Source organism: Thermobacillus xylanilyticus (genome assembly GCF_907165215.1).
Classification (GTDB): Bacteria; Bacillota; Bacilli; order Paenibacillales; family Paenibacillaceae; genus Thermobacillus; species Thermobacillus xylanilyticus.
This window is the reverse complement of record NZ_CAJRAY010000024.1, coordinates 1-24,246: the sequence shown is the minus strand read 5'-3', so window position 1 is coordinate 24,246 and position 24,246 is coordinate 1. Positions and strand designations below refer to the sequence as shown.

21 protein-coding genes are annotated in these 24,246 nt (G+C 63.6%); 5 read left to right on the top strand and 16 right to left on the bottom strand.

Going from position 1 to position 24,246, the window contains the following annotated elements; translation table 11 throughout:
• Positions 1 to 358: 358 nt before the first annotated feature.
• From KJQ12_RS05125 to KJQ12_RS05115, 3 genes are read right to left on the bottom strand one after another with little or no spacing between them, the layout of a single operon-like run.
• Positions 359 to 1,150, bottom strand: a complete 792-nt coding sequence (locus KJQ12_RS05125) for an ABC transporter permease (protein ID WP_213483836.1) — start codon at positions 1,148 to 1,150, stop codon at positions 359 to 361.
• Between the two features lie 10 nt (positions 1,151 to 1,160).
• Positions 1,161 to 1,955, bottom strand: a complete 795-nt coding sequence (locus KJQ12_RS05120) for an ABC transporter permease (RefSeq protein WP_213483754.1) — start codon at positions 1,953 to 1,955, stop codon at positions 1,161 to 1,163.
• Positions 1,952 to 2,989 carry an ABC transporter ATP-binding protein gene (locus KJQ12_RS05115; protein ID WP_213483753.1) on the bottom strand — a complete coding sequence of 346 codons (1,038 nt, stop codon included), beginning with the start codon at positions 2,987 to 2,989 and terminating at the stop codon, positions 1,952 to 1,954. The genes KJQ12_RS05120 and KJQ12_RS05115 overlap by 4 nt, the downstream gene beginning before the upstream one ends.
• Before the next feature lie 199 nt (positions 2,990 to 3,188).
• On the opposite strand from KJQ12_RS05115, the gene KJQ12_RS05110 reads away from it, so the two are divergent.
• Together KJQ12_RS05110 and KJQ12_RS05105 are read left to right on the top strand one after the other, a co-directional pair.
• Entirely contained in the window at positions 3,189 to 4,262 is a 1,074-nt protein-coding gene (locus KJQ12_RS05110) for an LCP family protein (protein WP_213483752.1), read from the top strand.
• 122 nt (positions 4,263 to 4,384) lie between these two features.
• Positions 4,385 to 5,722 carry a glutamate-1-semialdehyde 2,1-aminomutase gene (locus KJQ12_RS05105; RefSeq protein ID WP_213483751.1) on the top strand — a complete coding sequence of 446 codons (1,338 nt, stop codon included), beginning with the start codon at positions 4,385 to 4,387 and terminating at the stop codon, positions 5,720 to 5,722.
• Positions 5,723 to 5,833: 111 nt separating this feature from the next.
• Here KJQ12_RS05105 and KJQ12_RS05100 read toward each other — a convergent pair whose 3' ends face one another.
• From KJQ12_RS05100 to KJQ12_RS05090, 3 genes are all read right to left on the bottom strand, one after another.
• Positions 5,834 to 6,613, bottom strand: coding sequence for an ABC transporter permease (locus tag KJQ12_RS05100; RefSeq protein ID WP_213483750.1), 780 nt, complete (start codon positions 6,611 to 6,613; stop codon positions 5,834 to 5,836).
• The gene (locus tag KJQ12_RS05095; RefSeq protein WP_052835924.1) at positions 6,606 to 7,553 is read right to left on the bottom strand and encodes an ABC transporter ATP-binding protein; all 948 of its coding nucleotides are present in this window, start codon (positions 7,551 to 7,553) and stop codon (positions 6,606 to 6,608) included. Before KJQ12_RS05095 ends, KJQ12_RS05100 begins: the two co-directional genes overlap by 8 nt.
• Before the next feature lie 196 nt (positions 7,554 to 7,749).
• Entirely contained in the window at positions 7,750 to 8,019 is a 270-nt protein-coding gene (locus KJQ12_RS05090) for a hypothetical protein (protein WP_213483749.1), read from the bottom strand.
• 397 nt (positions 8,020 to 8,416) lie between these two features.
• On the opposite strand from KJQ12_RS05090, the gene KJQ12_RS05085 reads away from it, so the two are divergent.
• A complete protein-coding gene (locus KJQ12_RS05085) occupies positions 8,417 to 8,791 on the top strand; it encodes a helix-turn-helix domain-containing protein (RefSeq protein WP_015255945.1) in 375 nt (124 codons plus the stop codon).
• A gap of 68 nt (positions 8,792 to 8,859) precedes the next feature.
• Here KJQ12_RS05085 and gltB read toward each other — a convergent pair whose 3' ends face one another.
• Positions 8,860 to 13,461, bottom strand: coding sequence for a glutamate synthase large subunit (gltB, locus tag KJQ12_RS05080; RefSeq protein ID WP_213483748.1), 4,602 nt, complete (start codon positions 13,459 to 13,461; stop codon positions 8,860 to 8,862).
• A 348-nt stretch (positions 13,462 to 13,809) separates the two neighbouring features.
• Between gltB and KJQ12_RS05075 the strand changes: the two genes are divergently transcribed.
• Both KJQ12_RS05075 and KJQ12_RS05070 read left to right on the top strand, forming a co-directional pair.
• Positions 13,810 to 15,120, top strand: coding sequence for an SGNH/GDSL hydrolase family protein (locus KJQ12_RS05075; RefSeq protein WP_213483747.1), 1,311 nt, complete (start codon positions 13,810 to 13,812; stop codon positions 15,118 to 15,120).
• An 86-nt stretch (positions 15,121 to 15,206) separates the two neighbouring features.
• On the top strand, positions 15,207 to 16,331 hold the full coding sequence (locus tag KJQ12_RS05070) for an MGDG synthase family glycosyltransferase (protein ID WP_213483746.1): 1,125 nt from the start codon (positions 15,207 to 15,209) through the stop codon (positions 16,329 to 16,331).
• A gap of 42 nt (positions 16,332 to 16,373) precedes the next feature.
• On the opposite strand, the gene KJQ12_RS05065 is transcribed toward KJQ12_RS05070, so the two are convergent.
• The 9 genes from KJQ12_RS05065 to KJQ12_RS05025 all read right to left on the bottom strand — a co-directional run.
• Positions 16,374 to 16,799 carry a helix-turn-helix domain-containing protein gene (locus KJQ12_RS05065; protein ID WP_015255949.1) on the bottom strand — a complete coding sequence of 142 codons (426 nt, stop codon included), beginning with the start codon at positions 16,797 to 16,799 and terminating at the stop codon, positions 16,374 to 16,376.
• Between the two features lie 98 nt (positions 16,800 to 16,897).
• A complete protein-coding gene (locus tag KJQ12_RS05060; protein WP_213483835.1) occupies positions 16,898 to 18,028 on the bottom strand; it encodes a DegT/DnrJ/EryC1/StrS family aminotransferase in 1,131 nt (376 codons plus the stop codon).
• 95 nt (positions 18,029 to 18,123) lie between these two features.
• Entirely contained in the window at positions 18,124 to 18,783 is a 660-nt protein-coding gene (locus KJQ12_RS05055) for an acetyltransferase (RefSeq protein WP_213483745.1), read from the bottom strand.
• Between the two features lie 7 nt (positions 18,784 to 18,790).
• Entirely contained in the window at positions 18,791 to 19,390 is a 600-nt protein-coding gene (locus KJQ12_RS05050) for a sugar transferase (protein WP_213483744.1), read from the bottom strand.
• Positions 19,387 to 19,683: a hypothetical protein gene (locus tag KJQ12_RS05045; protein ID WP_213483743.1), complete on the bottom strand. Its 297-nt coding sequence runs from the start codon at positions 19,681 to 19,683 to the stop codon at positions 19,387 to 19,389. The genes KJQ12_RS05050 and KJQ12_RS05045 overlap by 4 nt, the downstream gene beginning before the upstream one ends.
• Positions 19,680 to 20,876 (bottom strand): NAD-dependent epimerase/dehydratase family protein, encoded by a 1,197-nt coding sequence (locus KJQ12_RS19545; protein WP_244860432.1) that lies wholly within the window; start codon positions 20,874 to 20,876, stop codon positions 19,680 to 19,682. The genes KJQ12_RS05045 and KJQ12_RS19545 overlap by 4 nt, the downstream gene beginning before the upstream one ends.
• Positions 20,877 to 21,048: 172 nt before the next feature.
• Entirely contained in the window at positions 21,049 to 22,617 is a 1,569-nt protein-coding gene (locus KJQ12_RS05035) for a lipopolysaccharide biosynthesis protein (protein ID WP_213483742.1), read from the bottom strand.
• A complete protein-coding gene (locus KJQ12_RS05030) occupies positions 22,614 to 23,852 on the bottom strand; it encodes a glycoside hydrolase family 88 protein (protein ID WP_213483741.1) in 1,239 nt (412 codons plus the stop codon). The genes KJQ12_RS05035 and KJQ12_RS05030 overlap by 4 nt, the downstream gene beginning before the upstream one ends.
• On the bottom strand, positions 23,849 to 24,246 hold a 398-nt coding region (locus KJQ12_RS05025), incomplete at its 5' end, for a glycosyltransferase (RefSeq protein WP_213483740.1). The genes KJQ12_RS05030 and KJQ12_RS05025, both read right to left, overlap by 4 nt.

Genomic DNA, 24,246 nt, shown 5'->3' with positions numbered 1-24,246 from the left:
ACGGCACCAAATGCCGTTAATCGCCGATGCCGCGAGGCCCCGGCTGCTCAGCGACGCCAATAACGGCACCTCGTACCGTTATTGGGCCCACTACCGTGCTCTGACGGGCGATTAACGGCACCAAATGCCGTTAATCGCCGATGCCGCGAGGCCCCGACTGCTCAGCGACGCCAATAACGGCACCTCGTGCCGTTATTGGGCCCACCGCCGCGCTCTGACTAGCGATTAACGGCACCAAATGCCGTTAATCGCCGATGCCGCGAGGCCCCGGCTGCTCAGCGACGCCTCCTCGCACCGCTGCACGCCGCGCCCGGCAACCACGCCCGCCTACGACCTCGCCCCCGGCAACCACGCCCGCTTACGACCCTGCCCCGCGGTAACGCTTCACACCGATGTTCCAGACAACGAGCCCGATGGCCGTGAACACGAGGCCGACCGCCGGCGTGAGCAGCGCCATCCGCAGATCGGCGGCGCCGCTGCGCTCAAGGAAATACGACGCCGGATAGACGCCGACGAACGCGAACGGCAGCAGCCAGGTCAAAACAAACCGCATCGTCCGGTTGTAAATCGTGACCGGATACCGGCCGTAGCTTTGCAGGTTGAACATGAGCGGCAGGATGCCCGTCGGCGCGTCGGTGAAGAACCCGATGGCGGTAAGCGCCGTGTACAAGCCGAAGTACACCATCACCGCGCCCGCCGTCAGCACGAGCAGCATGACGAGATCCGTCCAGTCGAACGTCATGCCCATCTGCCGCGCCGTGACCGCCATGATCACGAGCCCGACGAACGATCCGATCAGCCCCGGCGGGTACATGTTCTCGAGCAGAATCTGGAACAGATTGTGCGCCGGACGCGTCAGCACCCGGTCCATCTCGCCCTTCACGATATACCGCTCGCTGAAATTCCACAGGTCGAAAAAGCAGCTGAAGATGCCGTACGGCACCATGAAATACCCGAACACGAACACGACTTCCGCTTCCGTCCATCCGCCGAGCGTCGGCGTATGCCGGAACGCGATCAGGATGACGATCAGGTTGATCGCCTGGAATGCCAGATCCGACACCACTTCGATCCAGAAGTCGGCCCGGTAGGTCAGACGCGTCTTGGCGTAGTTCTTGAAGTATTCCCACATTAACCCGAGGTAAAACATCATGCCGGCCTCACCCTCCCTGCACGAACAGCCGCTTCCGCGCCGCCCGCCACATGAGCATGATCGGGATGATCAGCACGACGGCCCATGCGGCCTGCAGCCCGATCGCCGCCAGCGCCTCGTCTCCCGTGCTCCGCCCGGTGAACACCGCGCTCGGCAAATAAGCGATCGCCTGGAACGGCAGCCATTCCGACAGGGCGGCCAGCCAGCCCGGAAACAGCGCGATCGGCACGAGCACGCCGGAGAACAGGTCGATGAACACCCGCTTCATGCGCAGCAGCCCGTCGACGTTCTCGATGTAGAACGCCCCCATCCCGGTGAGCAGGTTCAACTCCGCGTTGATAATGAAGCTGAACACCAGCATGACCGCATACAGCAGCCAGACCGCCGGATCTCGGGGCAGCTCGATCGGGAAAATAAGGCACACGACGACCAGCCCCGGCGTCATGAAGAGCAACAGCCGGAACAGCCCTTCGCCGAACCCCTGGAACAATTTGACCAGCAAATAATTGTACGGCCGGATAAACTGGATGGCGACGCTGCCGTCGCGCACCTCGTTCGCGATCTCGCGGTCCAGATTGTTGAAATAGAACGCGCGCGCCATCCAGGTGACCGCCACGTAAGTCGTCATCTGCGCCAGCGTAAATCCCCGGATCGCTTCCTGATCCCCGTAGATCGCATGCCAGAAGAAGAAGTAAGCGCCGATATTTACCGCATAAATGACGATGCCGCTGTAATAATTCACCCGGTACGCCAGCATCATCAGAAACCGGATGCGGATCAGATCCAGGTACATGCTCGTCACGTCGCGCCCACCAGCCGTTCCGCGCCCGAAGCCGAACCCGACTTGTAAATCTCCCGCACGATTTCGTCCGTACTCGTCTCCATGAACTTGATGTCGCGGATGTCAACACCGCTGCCGACGACGCGGGCCAGCGCGTCGGACAGATTCACGTCGGCCGGCACACGCAAAACCGCCGTCATGTCCCTGCCCGCCTGCCAGCTCGCGCCGGGCAGATCCGCCGTCAGCCGCTCCAGCCGCTCCAGCGCTACCTGCTCGCCGAACTGGAGCCGGATCTCGCGCCCGCGGCTCCAGCGCGTCTTGAGCTCGTCCAATCCGCCGTCATAAATGATCCGGCCGTCGTCCAGCATGATGACCCGCGAACAGAGCGCTTCGATATCCTGCAGATCGTGCGTCGTCAGCAGAATCGTCGTGCCGTGCTCGCGGTTGAGCCGGATCAGAAACTCGCGGATTTCCGTCTTGACGACAATGTCGAGCCCGATTGTCGGTTCGTCGAGAAACAGAATCGACGGATTGTGCAGCAGCGATGCGACGAGCTCGCACCGCATCCGCTGGCCGAGGCTGAGCTTCCGCACCGGCCGGTTCAGCAGATCGCCCAGCTGCAGCCGTTCGACCAGCTCGTCCAGCCGCCGCCGGTAATCGGCCATCGGCACGCGGTACACCTTGCGCAGCAGCCGGAACGATTCGATCACGCCGATATCCCACCACAACTGGCTGCGCTGGCCGAACACGACGCCGATGTTGCGGACGAACCGCTCGCGCTCCCGCCAGGGCACATAACCGGCCACCCGAACCGTGCCGGATGTCGGCACCAGAATGCCGGCAAGCATCTTGATCGTCGTCGACTTTCCTGCGCCGTTCTCCCCGATGTATCCGCAGATTTCTCCCTGCGGAATCGTGAAACTGATATCCTTCACCGCCGTCACTTCCACATATTCACGGCGGAACAAATCCCGCAGCGCGCCGGCAAGACCTTCCCGGTTTCGCTGTACTTTGAACGTCTTGCGCAACTCATGAACTTCGATCGCCGGCTGCATGGCAACCTCTCCCTTCCCCCTCGACATTTCCCGGGAAATGACTCTCTATCTTCCGACAACAGTATAGCACTTGTAAGACAGGTCGTGACATTTTATAATCTTTAAGCGTGCAAAGTTTTCATGTGCGGAACCATTCGACGAGTTGTGTCGTCAATAGTTAATGTGCAGAACGATTTTTGCGGAGAAGGAGAGAACCGCCATGAAGCCGCGATCAACCCGAAAGAAGAACAAATGGCTGCGCCGGACGCTCTACGGCCTCTTGTCGGTTGCGGTCATTGTTATCGGATACGCCGCCTATCAGGCTTATACCATTTACAATGCGCTGGACAATTTCCAGAAGGACGAATCGGAATCCCGTTTCCAATCGGTGGTGGACAAGACGGTGGAAGCGCCGCCGGAGTGGGAAGGCAAGGAACGCGTCAACATTCTGCTGCTGGGCGGTGACGCGCGCGGACTTGCCGAAGGCGAAGTCGCCCGTTCTGACTCGATGATCGTCGTCTCGATCGACCCGGTCACGAAAAGGGCGCATCTGCTGTCCGTCCTGCGCGACACGTACATCGACATTCCGGGGCACGGCAAAGGCCGGGCCAACACCGCCATCACGCTCGGCGGGCCGAATCTCGCCATGGAGACGATCGGCGACCTGCTTGGACTTGACATCCATTATTACGCTTATGCCGATTTCGAAGGGTTCAAGGCGCTGGTCGACGCCATCGGCGGTGTATATTTCGAAGTCGAGAAAGATATGAACTATGTCGACAACGCGGACAAGAACCGCTATGACATCCACCTGAAGAAAGGATACCAACTGCTCGACGGCGACAAAGCGCTGCAATACGTCCGTTTCCGCCACGATGCGATGTCCGACTTCACCCGGACCGAACGGCAGCGGGAGTTCCTGAAAGCCGTCGCGAAGAAACTGCAGTCGACCTGGAACGTCGTCCGGATGGGACAAATTCTGGAGAGCGTCCAGCCGTACATCGAGACGAACATGCAGGTGTCGGATATGCTGAAGCTCGGTCAGCTCGGCCTGAAGATCCACGTCGCCGGCTCCGCGCAGGTGCCGCCGATGGAGCTCCTCAAGGACGAGAAGGTGGGCGGCGCTTCGGTGCTGGCGGTCCGCGACACGGAAGCCCTGAAAGCTTACGTGCAGGAAGTGCTGGCGAGCGACGAGACGGCCGCGGATACCGAAGGCGATGCGGACGAATCATCGGGCAAGCCTTCCGGTCCCGTCACGAGCAAGCCCGCGGAAGCGGCAGAACCCGCGGCCTGACCGGCCGGCACATCGATATTCATCACGTGGAAGGGGGTTCCGGCCATCGGTGCCGGGGCGCCCTTTTCTTGATGGTTGTCCTGTGAAAAAATATGACCGCAAACGCGAAAGGAGACTTCCCCATGCCCGCAAATACCGGAAGACGCCCGACATCCGCCGCCCTCTACGAAGAAGCGCTTCAGCACATCGTCGGCGGCGTCAACAGCCCCTCCCGCTCGTTCAAGGCGGTCGGCGGCGGCGCCCCCGTCTTTATGAAGCGCGCGCAAGGCGCCTATTTCTGGGATGTCGACGGCAACCGCTATATCGACTATCTCGCCGCCTACGGACCGATCATCGCCGGACACGCCCATCCGCGCATCGTCGAGGCGATTGCCCGGGCGGCCGAAAGCGGCACCCTGTACGGCACGCCGACCGAGCTTGAGATCGAGATGGCCCGCCGCCTGAAAGAAGCGATTCCGTCCATGGACAAGGTCCGGTTCGTGAACAGCGGAACCGAAGCGGTCATGACGACGATCCGCGTCGCCCGTGCCTACACGAACCGGACGAAAATCATCAAGTTCTCCGGATGCTACCACGGCCATTCCGATCTCGTGCTCGTCGCCGCCGGCTCCGGGCCGTCAACGCTCGGCATTCCGGACAGCGCCGGCATCCCGATCTCGATCGCGCACGAGGTCATCACCGTGCCTTACAACGATCTGGGCGGCCTGCGCCAGGCCCTCGAGCGTTGGGGCGACGATGTCGCCGCCGTCCTCGTCGAGCCGATCGTCGGCAACTTCGGCATGGTCATGCCGAAGCCCGGCTTCCTCGAAGGGGTATGCCGGATGGCGCGCGACGCCGGCGCGCTCGTCATCTACGACGAAGTCATCACCGCGTTCCGCTTCCACTACGGCGGGGCGCAGAACTTTGCCGCGTTCCCCGACCACGCCGCCATCGAGCCGGATCTGACGGCTCTCGGCAAAATCATCGGCGGCGGTCTGCCGATCGGCGCCTACGGCGGCCGGAAGACGATCATGGAGCAGGTTGCGCCGCTCGGCCCGGCGTACCAGGCCGGCACGATGGCCGGCAACCCCGCTTCGATCTCCGCCGGCATCGCCTGCCTCGACGTGCTGCGCGAGCCCGGCGTCTACGACCGGATGGACGCGCTCGCCGCCCGGCTCACGGACGGCCTTGAGGCATCCGCGGCAAAGCACGGCGTGCCGCTCACGATCAACCGGATCCGCGGCGCGTTCTCGACGCATTTCTGCGCGCATCCGGTCACGAACTATGCGGAGGCGCAGGATACGGACGGCGAAGCGTTCGCCGCATTCTTCCGCGCCATGCTCGACCGCGGCGTCTGTCTGGCGCCGTCGAAGTTCGAGGCATGGTTCCTGACCGTCGCCCATACGGATGCCGACATCGAAGAGACGATCGAAGCGGCGGACGAATCGTTCCGCCTCGTGGCAGCCGGCGCGCACGGTTAAAGCGCGCGGCTGAAGCGATCATGCCGCGCCAAACCAAGAAGCCTTCGGACACCGCCGGAGCAGGCGGATGATCCGAAGGCTTCTTCGCATTTCAGGCCCCGCGCTCGCGAATCAGGCCGCGACGTCGCGGCGGCGGAAGACGCACCAGGACAGCGCGATGAAGATCACGTAGTACCCGGCCAGGACCGCGAGGGAAAACCCGAAGGGCCGGTCAGGTATCGGCGTCCCGCCGGAGACATACGTAGACAGTCCGTAATTCATGAACAGCACGTAGTCCACCCACGGTTTGTCGAGAAGGCTGAGCAGCGCCGCCATCATGTTGCCGCCCAGGAGCAGGAAAATCGACAAGCCGATCGCCAGGGCGCTCGACCGGAAGACGGTCGAGATCATGAACGCCATCGTCACCGTGACGATGATCTGGATCAGGTTAAGCCCGTAGTAAGACAGCAAATAGACAATGTAGCTTCGCGATCCCTGGTTCGGATAGGTGTACTCGCCGTTGCTTCCGAACAGCACGCCGTTGACGAGCAGCGTAAACAGAAGCAGCGAGACCGTGAAAAAGAGCATGAAAAGCAGCAGCGATACGTACTTCGACAGCAGAATTTTGGACCGGCTCCACGGGCGGATGAGCAGCAGCTTGATGGTGCCGGTCGAAAACTCGCCCGCCACGCTGTCCGCCGCGATGATGACGGCGAATATCGTGATGAGCGACAGCACGACTTCCGCTTCCAGATAGGAAAAGAACCACATGTCCGGATCGGCCTCGAGCGCCATGGCGCCGAGGGAAATGCCGAGCGGGATGATCAGCATGATGGCGAACATGATCCAGGTGCGGAGCCGCCGGTAAATTTTCATGTTCTCGTTCCTGATAAGCCGAATGAAATCAACCAATGCGCCCGCCTCCCGTCACTTCGAGGAATTGATCTTCCAGCGACTTCGTCACGGTCCGGATGCCGTAAACGCGCACGCCTGCCGCGACAAGACGGGCGTTGATGTCGGCCGCCTCCTCGCGCCCGGCGCTCACCACGATGCCGCCGGATTCCGCCCGCAGGACGGCGCCGCCCAGCGCTTCCGCAGCCGCGTCGGGACGATCGACCTCGAACAACACCTCCGCTTTCCCGCCGTTCTCCGCGCCGCCGTGAATCAGCCGCACATCGATCAATTTGCCGGCCTGGATAATGGCGACGCGGTCGCACATCAGTTCCATCTCCGAGAGCAGATGGCTCGAGACGAACACGGTTGTGCCTTCGTGTTTCGCCAGATGGCGCAGATAGTCCCGCAGCTCGCGGATGCCGGCCGGATCAAGGCCGTTCGTCGGTTCGTCAAGGATGAGCAGCGCCGGCCGATGCAGAATCGCCTGCGCCACCCCGAGCCGCTGCCGCATCCCGAGCGAGTACGTTTTGACTTTGTCGTGTATGCGCGCGGTCAGGCCGACGAGTTCAACCACCTCGTCGATCCGCTTGCGCGGAATGCCGGGGATCATCCGCGCATAATGCAGCAGGTTCTGGTATCCGGTCAAATATTTGTACATCTCCGGATTCTCGACAATCGCGCCGACCTGGCGCACCGCGGCTTCATATTCGGTCCGGATGCTCCGGCCCCGGATCAGAATCTCGCCCGACGTCATCCGCATCAGGCCGACCATCATCCGGATGGTCGTCGTCTTGCCCGAACCGTTCGGGCCGAGAAAACCGAACACTTCTCCCGGCGGCACGTCGAACGTCAGATTGTCGATGATCGTGCGATTGCCGATCCGTTTCGTCACGTTCAGCAGCCGCACGACCGGCTCCGTGCCGCCCGTCTGCAAATCCAACACCAAATCCTCCCCCATCTTCGGGCGATTACCGCCCGTCCTGCTATATGTTAATATATTCAATGATTACAATATATAAACGGAGGGTAACCGGCACAGGTTGCATGGTGTTGCAAAATTGCTTCCCTGCTCCCATATGGACAAGCATAACAAAAAAAGTTCCCGCCGGCCGTGCGTGACAGCCGGGGGAACTTCATGACGCCGCGGTTTGCATTCAGCACGCGGCATGCCGGACCGCCGATGGACCCGTTTGAGAAGGTACTGCGGCGGGCGGGGCCTGCGGCGCGGTGTCCAGCGGCTTGAAGACCGTACCCGAACGGCCGGCTTCCGCCGCGGCGGACCGGGTAGTCTTTTCGCCGCCGCAGACCAGGCAGCATCCGAGCGGGTAGACGAGGCGAAAATACCCCGTCCGGAATACCCGGTGGCCGTTTGCCGCATCCTTCAGCTCCTGGCAACCGACGCAGTAGAATTGTTCGGTATCCATCGCCGGTCAACACTCCTTTGCGAAATAGTTCGAAAAACCCTTGAATCGTTACAGTATGGAGCGTCACTTCCTGCTTTTTCGATTGGCTTCGATATGTATCGCAAATGAAACTTTAGATACATTTCGTAACCTTATATTTATAATTTATGACATTTATCGATTCCTGTCAATCCCGAAATCCCGCTCCGGCTGTATCCTTTTGTCGGATGCGTCAGCGTCTGCCGCTTCATTTCGACGGTCCCATGGCCTGAAACTGTTTTGCCAAGTTTCTTGTACTGCCTGTAGAAAAATGTTACGTTATGTATAGACATGACGCCGCAACCGGCAAGTGACTCCAGTCATGACTTGTTCTTTTCCATGCTAAAATTCAGGGATATGCGGATATAGGAGGATGACCATGAACATCGGTAGCCGAATTGCGAAACTTCGCGAAGAGCGGGGCTGGACACAAGAACAAACGGCTGCGGCAATCGGCATCTCCCGGGCGGCTTTGTCCCACTACGAAAAGAACCGGCGGGAACCTGACACCGAAACGTTGACAAAATTTGCCGATCTGTTCAATATTTCCATCGACTACCTGGTCGGCAGAACGAACGTGCCCAATCCTCCGCTCAGTCCGGATGTCCGTGAATTTGTGGATTCCCTTGAACTGTCCGACGAGCAGATCATGGAGCGGTTCTCGCTTTCCGTCGACGGCCGCAAACTGTCGCCCGACGAGACGCGCCGCTTCATCGCCTTCGTCCGCGCCGAGCGGAGCATGCGCGGCAATTGATCGCGCGTCCTGACAACAAACATGCGCATGCCGTCCTTGTGCGGCATGCGCATGATTCATGTTGTCATTCAATTTCCTCCGACCCGGGCCAGATCGCGCGCGTTCGCCTCGAACGCGGCCATCAGCGCCGCTTCCCCGGTCAGTCCGCGATTGTGCATGTCTTCGATCCGCTCGAGCATCCGCTTGTAGTCCTTCGGAATGACCTTGACGAACTTCGCGCGGGAAGCGTCCCAATCCGCGAGAATCTCCTTCGCCCGCTCGCTGCCCGTCAGTTCCGCGTGGCGGCGGATCATTGCCCGCACTTCCTCGCTTTCCCTGCCTGCATCCAGCGTCTCGAGCCCGATCATTTCGAAGTTGCAGCGGACCGGGAAATCCCCGTCCTCATCATAGACGTACGCGATGCCGCCCGACATGCCGGCCGCAAAGTTCCGCCCCGTCCGGCCGAGGACGACGACGCGCCCGCCGGTCATATATTCGCAGCCGTGGTCGCCCACGCCTTCGACGACGGCATACGCGCCGCTGTTGCGCACCGCGAAGCGCTCGCCGGCGATGCCGCGGATGTACGCTTCGCCGCCTGTCGCGCCGTACAGCGCCGTATTGCCGATGATGATGTTCTCCTCCGCCTTGAACGTGGCCTTCGGCGAAGGCGCGATGATCAGCTTGCCGCCCGACAGCCCTTTGCCGACGTAGTCGTTCGCATCGCCTTCCAGCGACAGCGTGATGCCGCGCGGCAGGAACGCGCCGAAGCTTTGGCCCGCCGATCCGGTGAAATGGAACCGGATCGTATCCTCCGGCAGCCCTTCGGCGCCGTAACGGCTCGTCACCTCGTAGCCGAGCATCGTGCCGACGACCCGGTTGATGTTGCGGATCTCAAGCGACGCGCTGACCGGCTCGCGGCGCTCCAGCGCCGGCTTGGCCAGCGGGATGAGATGGCGCGCGTCCAGCGACTCTTCCAGGCCGTGGTTCTGCTCCTGCACTTTGCGGCGCGGCGCATCCGACGGCAGCTCCGGCTGATGGAGCAGCGGCGACAGGTCCAGCCCCTTCCGCTTGCCGTAGCGGACCGCTTCGTCCATCTCCAGCATGTCGACCCGGCCGACCATCTCGTCGATCGTCCGGAAGCCGAGCTCGGCCATGATTTCGCGCAGCTCCTGCGCGATGAACCGCATGTAGTTGACGACGTAATCCGGGCTGCCCATGAACTTCTTGCGCAGCTCGGGATTCTGCGTCGCGATGCCGACCGGGCACGTATCGAGATGGCAGACGCGCATCATGACACAACCGAGCACGACGAGCGGAGCGGTCGAGAAGCCGAACTCTTCCGCGCCGAGCAGCGCCGCGATCGCGACGTCCCGGCCGGTCATCAGCTTGCCGTCGACTTCGACGGTGACGCGGCCGCGCAGATCGTTCAGCATCAGCGTCTGATGCGTCTCCGCGAGTCCGAGCTCCCACGGCAGCCCGGCGTGGCGGATCGACGTGACCGGCGATGCGCCGGTGCCGCCGTCGTAGCCGCTGATCAGGATGACATCCGCGCGTCCCTTCGCCACGCCGGCCGCGATGGTGCCGACGCCGACTTCGGAGACAAGCTTCACGCCGATGCGCGCGCGGGGGTTCGCGTTCTTCAGATCGTGGATCAGTTCGGCCAGATCCTCGATCGAGTAGATGTCATGGTGCGGCGGCGGCGAGATGAGCCCGACGCCCGGCGTCGAACCGCGCGTCTCCGCGATCCACGGATACACTTTCCGTCCCGGAAGCTGGCCGCCTTCGCCCGGCTTCGCGCCCTGCGCCATCTTGATCTGGATCTCGTCGGCGTTCACCAGATACTGGCTCGTCACGCCGAACCGGCCGGATGCCACCTGCTTGATTGCGCTGCGGCGCGAATCGCCGTTCGGATCCGGCACATAGCGCCGCGGATCTTCGCCGCCTTCGCCGGTGTTCGACTTGCCGCCGAGCCGGTTCATCGCGATCGCCAGCGCCTCGTGCGCCTCCTTGCTGATCGAGCCGTACGACATCGCGCCGGTCTTGAAGCGCTTTACGATCGACTCGACCGGCTCGACCTCCTCGATCGGCACCGGACTGCCCTTCTTGAACTTGAGCAGCGAGCGGAGCGTGCGGCGCGTCTCCTCTTCGCCCTCGACGAGTTTCGAATATCGCTTGTACAGCTTGTAGTCGTTCGTCCGTGTCGCGAATTGCAGCGTATGGACCGTCTCCGGATTGAACAGATGGTCCTCGCCGTCCCGGCGCCATTGATATTCGCCGCCGGAATCGAGCGCCTGCTCGGCTTCGGCCAGAGAGCTGAACGCCTTCTCGTGGCACTTCAGCGTCTCCTCGGCGATCGTATCCAGCCCGATGCCGCCGATGCGGGACGCCGTCCAGGTGAAGTACCGGTCGATGACGTCCTGCGCAAGCCCGACGGCCTCGAAGATTTGCGCGCCGCGGTACGACTGGATCGTCGAGATGCCCATTTTGGACAAAATCTTGACGACGCCCTTCGTGGCCGCCTTGATGTAGTTCTGCACCGCCTTCTCGTACGCGACGCCCTTCAAGAGGCCCCGCCGGATCATGTCGGCGAGCGTCTCGAATGCGAGATACGGATTGACGGCGCTCACACCGTAGCCGAGCAGCAGCGCGAAATGATGCACTTCGCGCGGCTCGCCCGATTCGAGCAGCAGGCTGACCTTCGTCCGCGTTCCCTTGCGAATCAGATGATGGTGCAGCGCCGATACGGCCAGCAGCGCCGGAATCGCCGCGTTGTCCTTGTCGATGCCGCGGTCGGACAGGATGATCAGATTATGCCCCTTGTCGATGACGCGGTCCGCCGCCTCGCACATCAGGTCGATCGCCTCGCGAAGCCCCTTCTCCCCTTCGGCCGCCGGGAACAGGATCGGAATCGTGATCGCCTTGAACCCCGGCCGGCGGATATGGCGCAGCTTCGCGAACTGCTCGTTCGACAGGATCGGCGTCTCCAGCCGGATATGCCGGCAGCTCTCCGGCTCGGGCTTCAGCAGGTTGCGCTCCGAACCGATCGTCGTGACGGTCGACGTGACGATCTCCTCGCGGATGGCGTCGATCGGCGGGTTCGTCACCTGCGCGAACAGCTGCTTGAAGTAGTTGTACAGCCGCTGCGGGCGTTCCGACAGCACGGCAAGCGGCGCGTCATAGCCCATGGAGCCGATCGGCTCATTGCCCGTGCTTCCCATCGGCTCGAGCACCTTGCGGAGCTCCTCGTACGTGTAGCCAAAGGCGGCCTGGCGGATGCGGACCGCCTCGCTGTCCGGTCCCGGCAGTTCGGGCGCGTCCGGCAGATCGTCGAGTCCGATCAGATGCTCATCCAGCCACTCGCGGTACGGTTTTTCGGTCGCGATCGCCTTCTTCACTTCCTCGTCGGAAATGATGCGGCCTTCCTTCGTATCGACAAGGAGCACCCGCCCCGGACGGAGCCGGTCTTTGTACAGCACTTCGTCCTGCGGAATCTCCAGCGCGCCCGTCTCGGACGCGAGGATGATGAAGCCGTCCTTCGTCACGCAGTAGCGCGCCGGACGGAGCCCGTTCCGGTCGAGGATCGCGCCGATCTGCGTGCCGTCCGTGAACGCCATCGCGGCGGGACCGTCCCACGGTTCCATCAGCGTGCTGTGATATTCGTAGAACGCCCTTTTCTCCGGGCTCATGGACTCGTGCTTCGTCCACGGCTCCGGCACCATCATCATCGCCGCGTGCGCCAGCGGGCGGCCGGCGAGGTAGAGCAGCTCCAGCACGTTGTCGAACATCGCCGTGTCGGACCCGTCCGGATCGATAACCGGCTTGATCTTCTCGATGTCGCCGCCGAACAGCTCGGACTCGAGCAGCGTCTGGCGCGCGTGCATCCAGTTGATATTGCCGCGCAGCGTGTTGATCTCGCCGTTGTGGATGAGATAACGGTACGGATGCGCGCGGTCCCAGCTCGGGAACGTATTCGTGCTGAAACGGGAGTGGATGAGCGCGATCGCCGATTCCATCGCGTCGTCCATCAGCTCGGGATAAAACGACTTGAGCTGCTCCGTCGTCAGCATTCCCTTGTACACAATCTTTCTGCAAGACAGACTTGCAGCGTAGAACTTGTCGCCGCCCGGAAGTTCTCCGTAGCGGATCGCCCGTTCCGCGCGCTTGCGGATGACATACAGTTTCCGTTCAAAAGGCAGTCCGGCCTCCGTTCCGGTGCCGCGGCCGATGAACAGCTGGCGGACATACGGCTTCGCTTCCTTCGCGGAGCGTCCGAGCAGCTCGTCGTTCGTCGGCACCGTGCGCCAGCCGATCACTTCCTGCCCTTCCTCGCGGACGATCGCCTCGAGCGTCCGCTCCTGCTCCGCTCGCTGCGCTTCGTCATGGGGCAGGAACAGCATGCCGACGGCGTAATCGCCTTCATCCGGCAGCGTAACGCCCAGTCCTGCCATTTCCCTGCGGAAGAACCGGTGCGGAATCTGGATCAGAATACCCGCGCCGTCCCCCGTATTCGGCTCGCTGCCCTGACCGCCGCGGTGCTCCATGTTCTCGAGGACAGTCAGCGCCCGGCGGATAACGGTACTCGACTTGATGCCGGCAATGTTCGCCACGAAGCCCATGCCGCATGCGTCCCGCTCGTATTGCGGATCATACAGTCCCTGCTTCGGCGGCAATCCCGCGTGCCGCGTTTTCATATCAAGCGCCACCTCACTTCTTGAATGGTGCAAACCGCGTTTCGGCACAAGCAAAGCTTCAAATCCGGCCAAAAATGACTTACAATGTAATGGCCGAAGAAAAGCGGAAATACGAACGGCGGATGCCCATACGATTTGCATCATGGAACTACAGTATAGGCTTAGTCGCCCCGCCGCAAAATGGACTAATCCGCCGATCATTTGCACCGATTCACTTATCCTATGCGGCGCGGATGATCGGCGGCGCATCAACTTTTTTATGGGTGCGATAAGTTTCGTTTGTCGATGCAAATCGTTTCTTTGCATTCCTTATCTTGTCCTTATTCTGATCGGGAAGGTGTGATTCCATTGCGGAAATTGTGGCGGGACAGGCTGCACCCGGCGTTTGCCGCCGTACTGGCCGCCCTGATGGCGGCAAGCATGATGCAAGCGCTGCCAAAGGCGGCGGGTGCCGCCGGCGAGACGGCCGGGGAAGACGGCGTCTACCGCATCGCGGCGCTGGGCGACTCGCTGGCCGCGGGCTATGAGTACGGCATGGAAAAGCAGGCGAATCCGGTGGCCTACGGATTTGTCGAGCGGGTGTGGGAACAGGCGCTCTTCCGGGGCTTCAAAGCGGAGTACGCCAATTACGGCATCATCGGCCTCCGGACCGAAGGACTGGAGAAGCTGCTGGCGCGGGCGGAGCGCGGCGAAGGCTCGGGCCCGGAGGATCTGCTCGCCGAAGGCCAGGAAGCCTTCGTCGATCCGCGCATCAGCAGCCTCGTCGGCGACGGTGCGGCGGTGCGGCGGAATATCGAAAGCGCCGACCTCATCCTGATCCAGGTCGGCGGCAACGATCTGGCCGCTTATATCCAGATGCTGGGTTCGGGCCAAACCGATGAAGCGGACGCGTGGCTGGAAGGCATGCTGGACCGGATTCTGGCGTCGCTGGAAACGTCGATCCGCACCATTCACCGCATCAATCCGGACGCGCTAGTCGTCATCGGCGACCAATATTCGCCGGTGCCGAAGAATATCATGGACCAGCAGGTGCCCTACTATGAGAAGCTGCAGGACGCCGTCAAGCAGACGACCGGGAAGCTGGAGGAATTGTCCGCCCGGTTCGCGGCGGAAGGACGGGATGTCCGGGTGGCTTACTCGGCGAGCCGCTTCGTCGGCCGCGAACTGACCTACACGAAAGTGCTGGCGGCATATCTGAACAAGGAAACCGACATTCATCCGAATCAGAACGGCTACGACGCCATGGGCCGGGCCTTTGCCGAAGCGGTCTGGGGCGACTACCGCGAGCCTTCGCCCCGGGAAGAGGGCGTGCCGATCACGATCTTCGTGAACGGGAAGGAACTGAAGCCGGACAATGAAAAGCCGCTTGTCAGGAACAACTTCACCTTCCTCGTCCTGCGCGACATCGCCGCCGCCCTGAAAGCAGACCTGGCGTGGGACAACAAGACGAAATCGGCGACGTTCACCTTAAGCGGCCGCAAGGTCGTGCTGACGCCGGGCAGCGCCGTGATGATGGTGAACGGAGAGCCGCGGACGATTCCGGCGCCGCCGTTCACGGAAGGCGGCCGGACCTACGTGCCGCTCGGCGCGCTGTCCGACGCCCTGGGCTTCGATGTCGTCTACCGAAACACGCTCAAAACGGCTTTCATCAACGGTTGAACATCCGTCTGCTCCGGCGATCGCTCATCCCTTGTCAATCCCCGTACGGATTCGTAATATGATATGTAGGAAAAGTGGGTGAGACGATGCACAAGAGCAAGAAAAGAGTGCTTCTGCTCTCGGAAGGGTTCGGTTCCGGACACACCCAGGCCGCCTATGCGCTGGCCGTCGGCATCCGGCATCTCAATCCCGATGTCCAGACGAAAGTGCTCGAACTGGGCAAATTTCTCAATCCGGTGCTCGGGCCGCTGATTGTCTCGGCATACCGCAAAACGGTGACGAAGCAGCCGAAACTGGTCGGGCACCTGTACCGTTCCAACTACAAGCGCTCGCTCAACCGTTTCGCGCAGCTCGCCCTGCATCGGCTGTTCTATACCCAGACGTCCCAGGTCATCACCCAGCTCAAGCCGGACGCCATCGTGTGCACGCATCCGGTCCCGAACGCGGTCGTCGCGCGCCTGAAGCGGCTGGGGCTGAACGTCCCGCTGTTCACGCTCATAACGGATTACGACGCGCACGGCACGTGGGCAAGCCCCGAGGTGAACAAATACCTCGTCTCGACGCCGATCGTGAAGCGCAAGCTGATGGAGCACGGCGTTCCCGATTCGCGCATCGAGGTGACGGGCATCCCGGTGCATCCCGACTTCTGGACGTCCTGCGACAAGGACGAGATCCGCAAGCAGTTCAATCTGAACGCGATGCCGACCGTGCTGATCATGGGAGGCGGCTGGGGGCTGCTGAACGACGAAAACGGCTTGTTCGAATACATGGCGGGATACCGCGACAACGTCCAGCTCATTTTCTGCGCGGGCAACAACGAGAAGGCGAAAGAACGGCTGGAGAACAATCCGCTCTTCCGCCATCCGAACATCAAGATTCTCGGGTTCACCCGCGAGATCAACAAGCTGATGGACGTATCCGATCTGCTGATCACGAAGCCGGGCGGGATGACCTGCACGGAAGGCCTCAGCAAGGGCATTCCGATGCTGTTCTACGAGCCGATTCCCGGCCAGGAAGAAGAGAACTGCGAGTATTTCGTCCGCAACGGGTTCGGCGAGCTGCTGACGGACCGCGAAACGATCGACCGCTGGTTCAAGCTCATCCAGGAACCTTACGCGGCAGGCGAATACCGCCGGTCGCTTCTGACGAAGCGCAACGAGCAATACAATCCGGAGAGATGTTCCCGCGCCGTCCTGCAGCTCATGCAGTGACGGCGTTTTATAATGAAAGGGATGACGGGCCGGGAGAGGCCGTCATCCCTGTTTTCGTTCCTGTTTCCGTTCCTGATACCACTTGATGAACTCGATGAGAATCTTGTAATCCTGCACATTGTCCTTCTCGATGCCGGCCTGCCTGAGCGCTTCGACGAAGGCGTACCACTCTTCGTCGGGCGTCTCCTTCGCTTCCGGGTCCGGCAAGTTGACCTGCAGCAGCGTTTTCAGGTCCACGTTGAGCACGAGCGCGATTTTCTCGATCACCTGAATGGACGGGTTCTGCTTCAGATTGCGCTCGATGCTGGACAGGTACGACTTCGAAATGCCGGCGCGCTCGGCAAGCTCCGACAGCGAAATACCGCTCTGGGTGCGGAAATGGTTGATGTTCGTCCCGATCATTCCGCGCCCCCTCTTATCCCGCGGCTGCACGACGGTCCCGCTCTTCCCGTTCACGCTGCTGTCCATGTTCCGACCCGCCGCGCTGACCGAAAGTTTCGATGTTTGAGCACACGCCATTACACTCCTCGTCTTGGGGATTGCGGCCGGCCGCCGACGGCCGGGCTTCAGGTCCCGGCAGCGGCTTTGCCGGACTTCATGCCCGCTTTCAGCCGTTCGATGACCCGCTCCTGCTCCTCCGGCGTCATCGCGGAGCCGGACGGCAGGCAGATGCCCGTCCGGAACAGCCGGGCGGACACATCCTCCCGGATGCCGTGCGAATAGAAGCGGGCGCCTGCGAAGAGCGGCTGCAGATGAAGCGGTTTCCAAACGGGCCGCGATTCGATGCGGTCTTCGGCAAGCCAGGCGACGAGCTGAGAGGCGGTGACGCCCGCCAAATGCTCGTCGACCGTCAGCGCCGTCAGCCACCGGTTCGACCGGGTGCCCGGAAGTTCGGGCATGAACCGGATGCCCGGCCGAGCTTCAAGCGCCGTCCGGTATCGTTCGAAAATGGCGCGCCGCGCCTCCACGCGGTCCGCAAGCACCTTGAGCTGCGCCCGGCCGATGCCGGCCAGCACGTTGCTGAGCCGGTAGTTGTAGCCCGGCCGGCTGTGTTCATAATGGACGGCCGGATCGCGCGCCTGCGACGCGAGCACCCGCGCTTCGCGGATCGCGTCGCCGTCGTCCGAGACGAGCATGCCGCCGCCGGACGTCGTAATGATCTTGTTGCCGTTGAAGGAATAGATGCCGAAACGGCCGATCGTGCCGGCATGCCGTCCTTTGTAGGATGAGCCGAGCGCCTCCGCGGCGTCTTCGACGATCGGCACGCCGTAGGCGCCGCAGAGCGCCGAGATTTCGTCCATCCGAGCGCACTGGCCGAACAGATGGACGACGATGACCGCCTTCGGCAGCCGGCCTTCCTTCGCCGCCTCGTCCAGCGCCCGCTCCAGCGCCTGCGGGGACATGCCCCAGGTTTCCGGCTCGGCGTCGATGAACACCGGCTCCGCGCCCTGATACAGAATCGGATTCGCGCTGGCGACGAACGTGAGGCTGGAGCAGAACACGCGGTCGCCGGGCCCGACGCCCAGCAGCCGGAGCGCCAGATGGATCGCCGCCGTGCCGGACGAGACGGCGGCGGCGTGCCCGGCGCCGACCGCCTCGGCCAATTCGCGCTCGAAGGCGTCGACATGCGGCCCGAGCGGCGCGATCCAGTTCGAAGCGAACGCTTCCGCAATATAGTGCTGTTCCGCTCCGCTCATATGGGGCGGCGACAGCAGAATGGCGGCTTTTGGCACAGTGGTCTTCACGCGTTACCCCTTCCCTGTCTGGATTGGCACGATGTATTGGCACGACGCTATCGCGATCGGGCATCCCCCCTGATGACGGCGGCCGGCACGCCCGCCGCGGTGCAGCCCGGCGGCACGTCCCGCGTCACGACCGCGCCCGCGCCGGCGGTCGACCAGGCGCCGACCGACCGGCCCGGCAGGATGACCGCGCCGGCGCCGACGAACGCGCCTTCGCCCGCGCGGGCGCCGCCGGTCAGGATGGAGCCCGGCGCGGCGTGGGCGCAGTCGCCCAGGACGGCGTCGTGCTCGATGATGGCGCCCGTATTCACGATCGCATGCGCGCCGACTGCCGCGTCCGGTTGCACGACCGCGCGCGCCATGACGACCGCGCCGGGGGCGATCCGCGCCTTGGGGCTGACAATTGCCGCCGGGTGAATCAGCCGCGCGAAGCGGACGCCGCCTTCTTCCAGCATGCGGACGATCGCCTGCCGCGTCCGGTTGTCGCCGATCGCGGCGACAAAGCGCAGCTCCGCATCCTGCGCAAGCAGGCCGCGCCATGCCGCGACCGGTCCCCGGAGCTCACCGTCCGGACCGCCGCCGGATGCGCCGGCAAGCGCGGCGTATCGGTCGTCCAGCACCGCCGCGAGCCGGGCATCCGGCGTCAGCGCGATCAATTCGCGCACGACTTTCCCGTGGCCGCCGTCTCCGATCATGACGATCCGCTGCATGCGCCGCTCACCCCGGCGTGCCGGTTCCGGTGAACCGGTCCATTGTCGCGCGCCCCGGCTGATGGATGCCGACCGGCTTGAGGAGCCGCAGGAACGTGAGCAGCAAAATTTTCAGATCCAGCAGCATGCTCCGGTTGTGCACATACCATACATCCATCGCGAACCGCTCCTCCCAAGAGACGGCGTTCCGGCCGTTCACCTGCGCCCAGCCGGTGATGCCCGGGCGCACGAGATGCCGCTGGCGCTGCTCGTCGGTGTAGAGCGGCAAATATTCCATCAGCAGCGGGCGCGGACCAACCAGGCTGAGGTCGCCCTTCAGCACGTTGAAGAGCTGGGGCAGCTCATCCAGGCTCAGCGTCCGCAGCTTGCGGCCGAACGGCGTCAGCCGCTCGGCGTCGGGCAGCAGGTTGCCGCTTTCGTCCCGCAGATCGGCCATCGTGCGGAATTTGTACAGCACGAACGGCTTCTCGTGCAGGCCGGGACGAACCTGGCGGAACAGCACCGGCCGCCCGAGTTTGATCCGCACGAGCAGCGCGGTCACGGCCATCACCGGCGACAGGACGATCAGCAGGACGGCGGCGGCGGCCAGGTCGAAACCGCGTTTCATCCGGGCCGCCTCCCCGCCGCCGGTTGTTCTGCCGGTTCGCCGGCTGCCGGGTCCGCCGCCGGTCGGTCGGGCGCGTCCAACGCCGTCTGCGCCGCTTCCGCCCCGCTTCCGCCAGGCCGGCAGTCCGCCGACGCGGCGGCTTCCGCATTGGCCTGCAGCTCCGCCAGCAGCCTGCGCTTGATCTCCCTGACCAGATCCGCCGCCCGAAGATCCCGCTCCATCCTGCCGAGCCGCCAGCTGTCGAGGACGATGTCGCGGAACCGCGCGCTCGAGATTTTGCCGGAAATGTTCATCCCGCCGCCCCTCCCGCGCCGGCCAGCATCCTGTGGCGGGATTCCGCCCGGAAGCCGTCCGTGCGGCGGCGCAGCCATCTCCAGGCGTCCTCGCACATGCGCCCGAGGCCCATTTCGGCCTGCCAGCCCAGCTCCCGCCGGGCTTTCGACGGATCGGCGCAGATGATCGGCGCGTCGCCCGGCCGCCGTTCGACGATCTGGTAAGGAATGTTGATGCCCGCCGCCTTCTCGAATGCCGCGATCACCTCAAGCACGCTGTGCCCGGCGCCCGTGCCCAGGTTGTAGGCGTCGAAGCCGGAATCCGCCATCACTTTGTCAAGCGCCTTCACATGGCCTTTCGCCAGATCCGTCACATGGACATAATCCCGGACGCATGTGCCGTCGCGGGTCGGGTAATCGCCTCCGAAGACGGGCAGCTTGTCCTGCTGCCCAGCGGCCGCCCGCATCAGGCGGGACATCAAGTGCTGCGGCGTCCCGGCCGGTTCGGTGCAGGTCCGCTCGCCCGGATGCGCGCTGTCGGCCGTCCGGATGCGCCATGCACTCCCGCCGGCGCCTTCCGCCTCCCGGCTGCACCACGCGCTTCCGCCGGCGCCTTCCGACTCACGGCCGCGCCATTCGCTCAACCCGTCGCCGGCCGCCTCGCCGTCAATCCACCCGCTCGGGTGCGCCCCTGCCGGGTTGAAATTGCGAAGCAGGGCAATGCTCCATTTCCGGTCCGCTTCGTACAGATCGTGCAAAATCTCCTCGATCATGAGCATCGTCCGGCCGTACCGGTTGGCCGCGCCGAGCGGGGACGATTCCGTGACCGGCGTCTGCTTCGGCTTGCCGTAGACGGCGGCCGACGAGCTGAAGACGAGCCGCCGCACGCCGAACTGCTGCATGACGTCGCACAGAACGACCGTTTCGGCAATCGGAAGATGGCAGCCCTGCTGCGGCATCGCCGCCGGATGGATGCCCGCGAAATGAATGACCGCTTCGATCTCGTTCTCCTCGAAAATCCGCTGGAGACCGCGGCGTTCCATGAGTCCGAGCGGATGAAAAGGAAATCTTCTGCCGACCGCCGCCTGCACCCGGTCGAGCGCCGGCGCATGCTCCGGGCGATCGACGACGATGATGTCGCGGCCCGCTTCCAGCAGCTCCGCGCATGTATGGCTGCCGATGTACCCGGATCCGCCCGTGATGAGCACCGCCATAATCAACCCTCCGCAGAATGGAGTTGATATTCTTTATAAAGAACATTTGATTACAAAAAAATGGCGCGTATTCAGCTTTTTAAAATTATAGTTCTTTATAAAGAACATGTCAAGGAGAGCGCCGCCCGGGGGGACGGTTAAAAAACTTTAATCCTGTCCACGCGGCGAAACTTCATTGCGTCTGCTTCGCTTCACTCCCCGCCCGTCCCGCCCCGGGACGGAGCCGGCCCGCGAGCATCTCCGCAATCCGCCGGGCGGCGCCGGCCAGCACGGCGAACTCCTCCAGCCGCCTGAACAGCGCCCAGTAGAGCAGGTTCGGCACCGCCAGCGCGGCCGCCAGACGCGCAGCAACCGCCGTCCAACCGTCCGCCGGCAGGAAACGGCACACCAGCAGCACGGCCGCGCACGCCGCGCCGCCGACGGCAACATAGCGGGCGTAGACGGTGAAATAGCGCCGCAGCGGCAGTTTGAACACTTTCCGGTACACCCAATACGGCGTCAGCCAGAACGGAATGGCGAGCGCGCCGATCAGCGAGCCGAGGAAGACGCCGGAAATGCCGAGCGGCCCGACCAGCGCGACCGCACCGCCGAGGGTGACGGCGGCTTGCAGCAGCGGCGCATACCGGTCCTCGCGGAAAATGCCGGCCGTCGTCTTCACCGTGGCGACGGCGTTGCGCATCCCCCGCTCGAAGAACAGGAGCAGCAGCAATGCCGGCACCGCCGCTTCCATGATATAGGCGCCGCCGATCCACGCCCGGATGAACGGCTCGATCACGGCGTACAGCACGATGGCCGCGCACGAATAGAGCCAGAAATTCATGAGCTGCATGCCGCGGAAAACGGCGTAGATCCGCTCCCTGCTCTCCTGCGCGACCAGGTTGCCGACGCTGTGGTACAGATTGTTCGAGATCTGATAGATGAAATTCCGGCTGATGTCGATCAGCATTTTGTAGTTCGAATACAATCCGACGGCGATGACGCTGACGAACGACGAGATCACGAGGCTCTCCGCGCCGAAGATGAAGTACGACCCGACATTTTGCAGCAAAATGGCCTTCACGTTCTTCTTCAGCTCGCGCTTCGTCTCCGGATCAATCGGCGCCGCTTCCTTCGAGCGCAGGTACGGGTACATCCGCCCCGCCGCAACCGCCACGCCGATCGTCGCCGCGAGCGTGATGCCGCACTCGGTGAGCAGGTACAGCATGTAGCTGCCCGTTTCAATCAGCACCAGAATTTTCAGCAGCGTCGCCGCCGCCGTCGCGCCGGTGAACGACAGCGTTACGATGTAGTTCTTCTGATTGACGTTGAGGAACGAATGCCGGTGAATGAAAAAATAGGGCAGCGCCGTGTTGAGCACGAACAGCACATAGACCAGCTCGAGGTGCTCCACCCCGGTATCCCGCACCACAACCGGCAGCAGCGGCAGCACGAGCAGGCCGAGCGCCAGCACGACGAGCGCGATGGCGGCGTAAGCTCTCCGGTACAGCCGCATGAGGCCGAGGATGCGCGGGCGGTCGTCCTGCGCGACCGGCTTGTAGAGCTGGTACGTGATGCTGGCGCCGATGCCGGCCTCGGCAAGCGAGATCATCGCGAGCGTGCTCGTGAACAGCGCGTTGACGCCGAGGTATTCGACGCCCAGGCTGTGGATGAAAACGGTGCGGGACAGGAAGCTGAGCGCGGTGATGACGAGCTGGTTGCCGAGCCCTGCGGCGATGTTGAAGAAGGCGTACCGGGTCCTCATGCCCGCCGCCCCTGTTCCGGTTCTTGCGCGGCAGCCGCCGCGCGGAGGGCGAAGCCCTGCGCGAACGGCAGCACGTCGAACCGCTGCGCGTACACGCCGATGTCGCGCGTGTCGCCCTGCGCGAAGTCGATCGCGCCGCTGCGCCTTGTCACGCCGCGCAGGTACGCGAGCGCCCGCCGGGCCCGCTCGCGCGCGTCTCCCGGCGCGCCGGAGGCGGCTGCCGCCCGCAGCAGGAACCACGCCAGCGCCGCGGTGACGGATGAGTCGGCCCGCGTCTCGGGCCGGGTCACCGTCCACCGCCAGCTGCCGTCGGGCTGCTGGAACCGGGCGGCCGCCTGCGCGAACCGCGCGATGCGCGCCTCCAGCTCCGCCTTGCGCCGGTCGGACGCCGGCAGCAGCCGCCACACGTCGGCGAGGCCGATCGCGTACCAGGCGAGCCCGCGGCCCCAGCCGCACAGGCCGAGCGGCCGGCCGTCCCCGGCGGCGTACGCGTGGTACGGCAGATGCAGATCGGGATGCATCCCGTGCCGGTCGTACGCGTCAATCTGCCGGACCGCAAGGTCAACACAGTCTTCCCGGCCGTAAGTCAGGCCGTACGCGGCAAGGAACGGGCAGACGAGCCCGATCGTGTCGACGTAGCGGTAGCCGCCGACCGCCCCCTGGCGGTATTGGACCAGCCCGTCGCCGCCGACGTGCCGCAGCACGAGCTCCGCCGTCTGCTCGAACGCCCGCCTATAGCGGTCCGGCTCCAAGCCGGACGCCATTACCGCCCAGGCGAGCATCGCCGCGTCGACCTGCTCCGGCTGCTCCCGCCATCCGCCGCTCTCGTCGAACTTTCGGGAGAAGAAGCGGGTGAGCACGGCCCGCATGCGGGAGCTGAACCGCGCGGCCGGCACGTCAACACCCGATGCCGCCGTCCCGAAACCCGCCAGCTCGGTCAGCCCGAGCACCAGCGCCGCTTCCTGCCAATGCTGGATCGCCGCGCGGCGGTATTCCCCGCGCAGCATGTCGAGCCAGAGCAGGCGCGTCTGGTCGGTCAGGCGAACCGTCGGCGTCCGGAGCAGCCACTTCATCGCGCGCTCCGCCGCCGTATCCCGCCACGCCGCCTCGTCCGGGAACCGGCCGATGCCGATCCGCTGCACCCACGCGGACGCCGCCGGCGTCAGATCGACCGCCGCCGAGGCCAGTGCGGCCAGCGCGATCGCCGAAGATGTTCCGAAGAGTATCGCATTCATCGTCCGCCGCTTCCCTCCGCCAGTACCGCCGTTCGGGAACCTGCACCGGATGAACCTGCCGAACCCGCGGCTCCGACCGGTTCGCCGGGCGCCGATGCTTCCGCCGGCACCGCAAGCCTGTCCGCTTCCGCCAACTCGCCGGTGCCGGTCAGTTCGTCGAACTTGCGCACTTCGTCTTCCGTGCCGAGCGGTTCAAGCGCCAGATTCCGCCTGAGCCGCTCCGTCAGCGCCGGATCGTCCATCAGCCGCGCGATTCCCTCGGCGATCGCCCCCGGCTCCATCGCCACGATCAGCCCGTTCTCCCCGTGCACGATCTGGCCCCCCGCCGCCCGGTAATCGGTGACGAGGATCGGCAGGCCGAGCATTTTCGCTTCATCGACCGCAATCGGCTTCC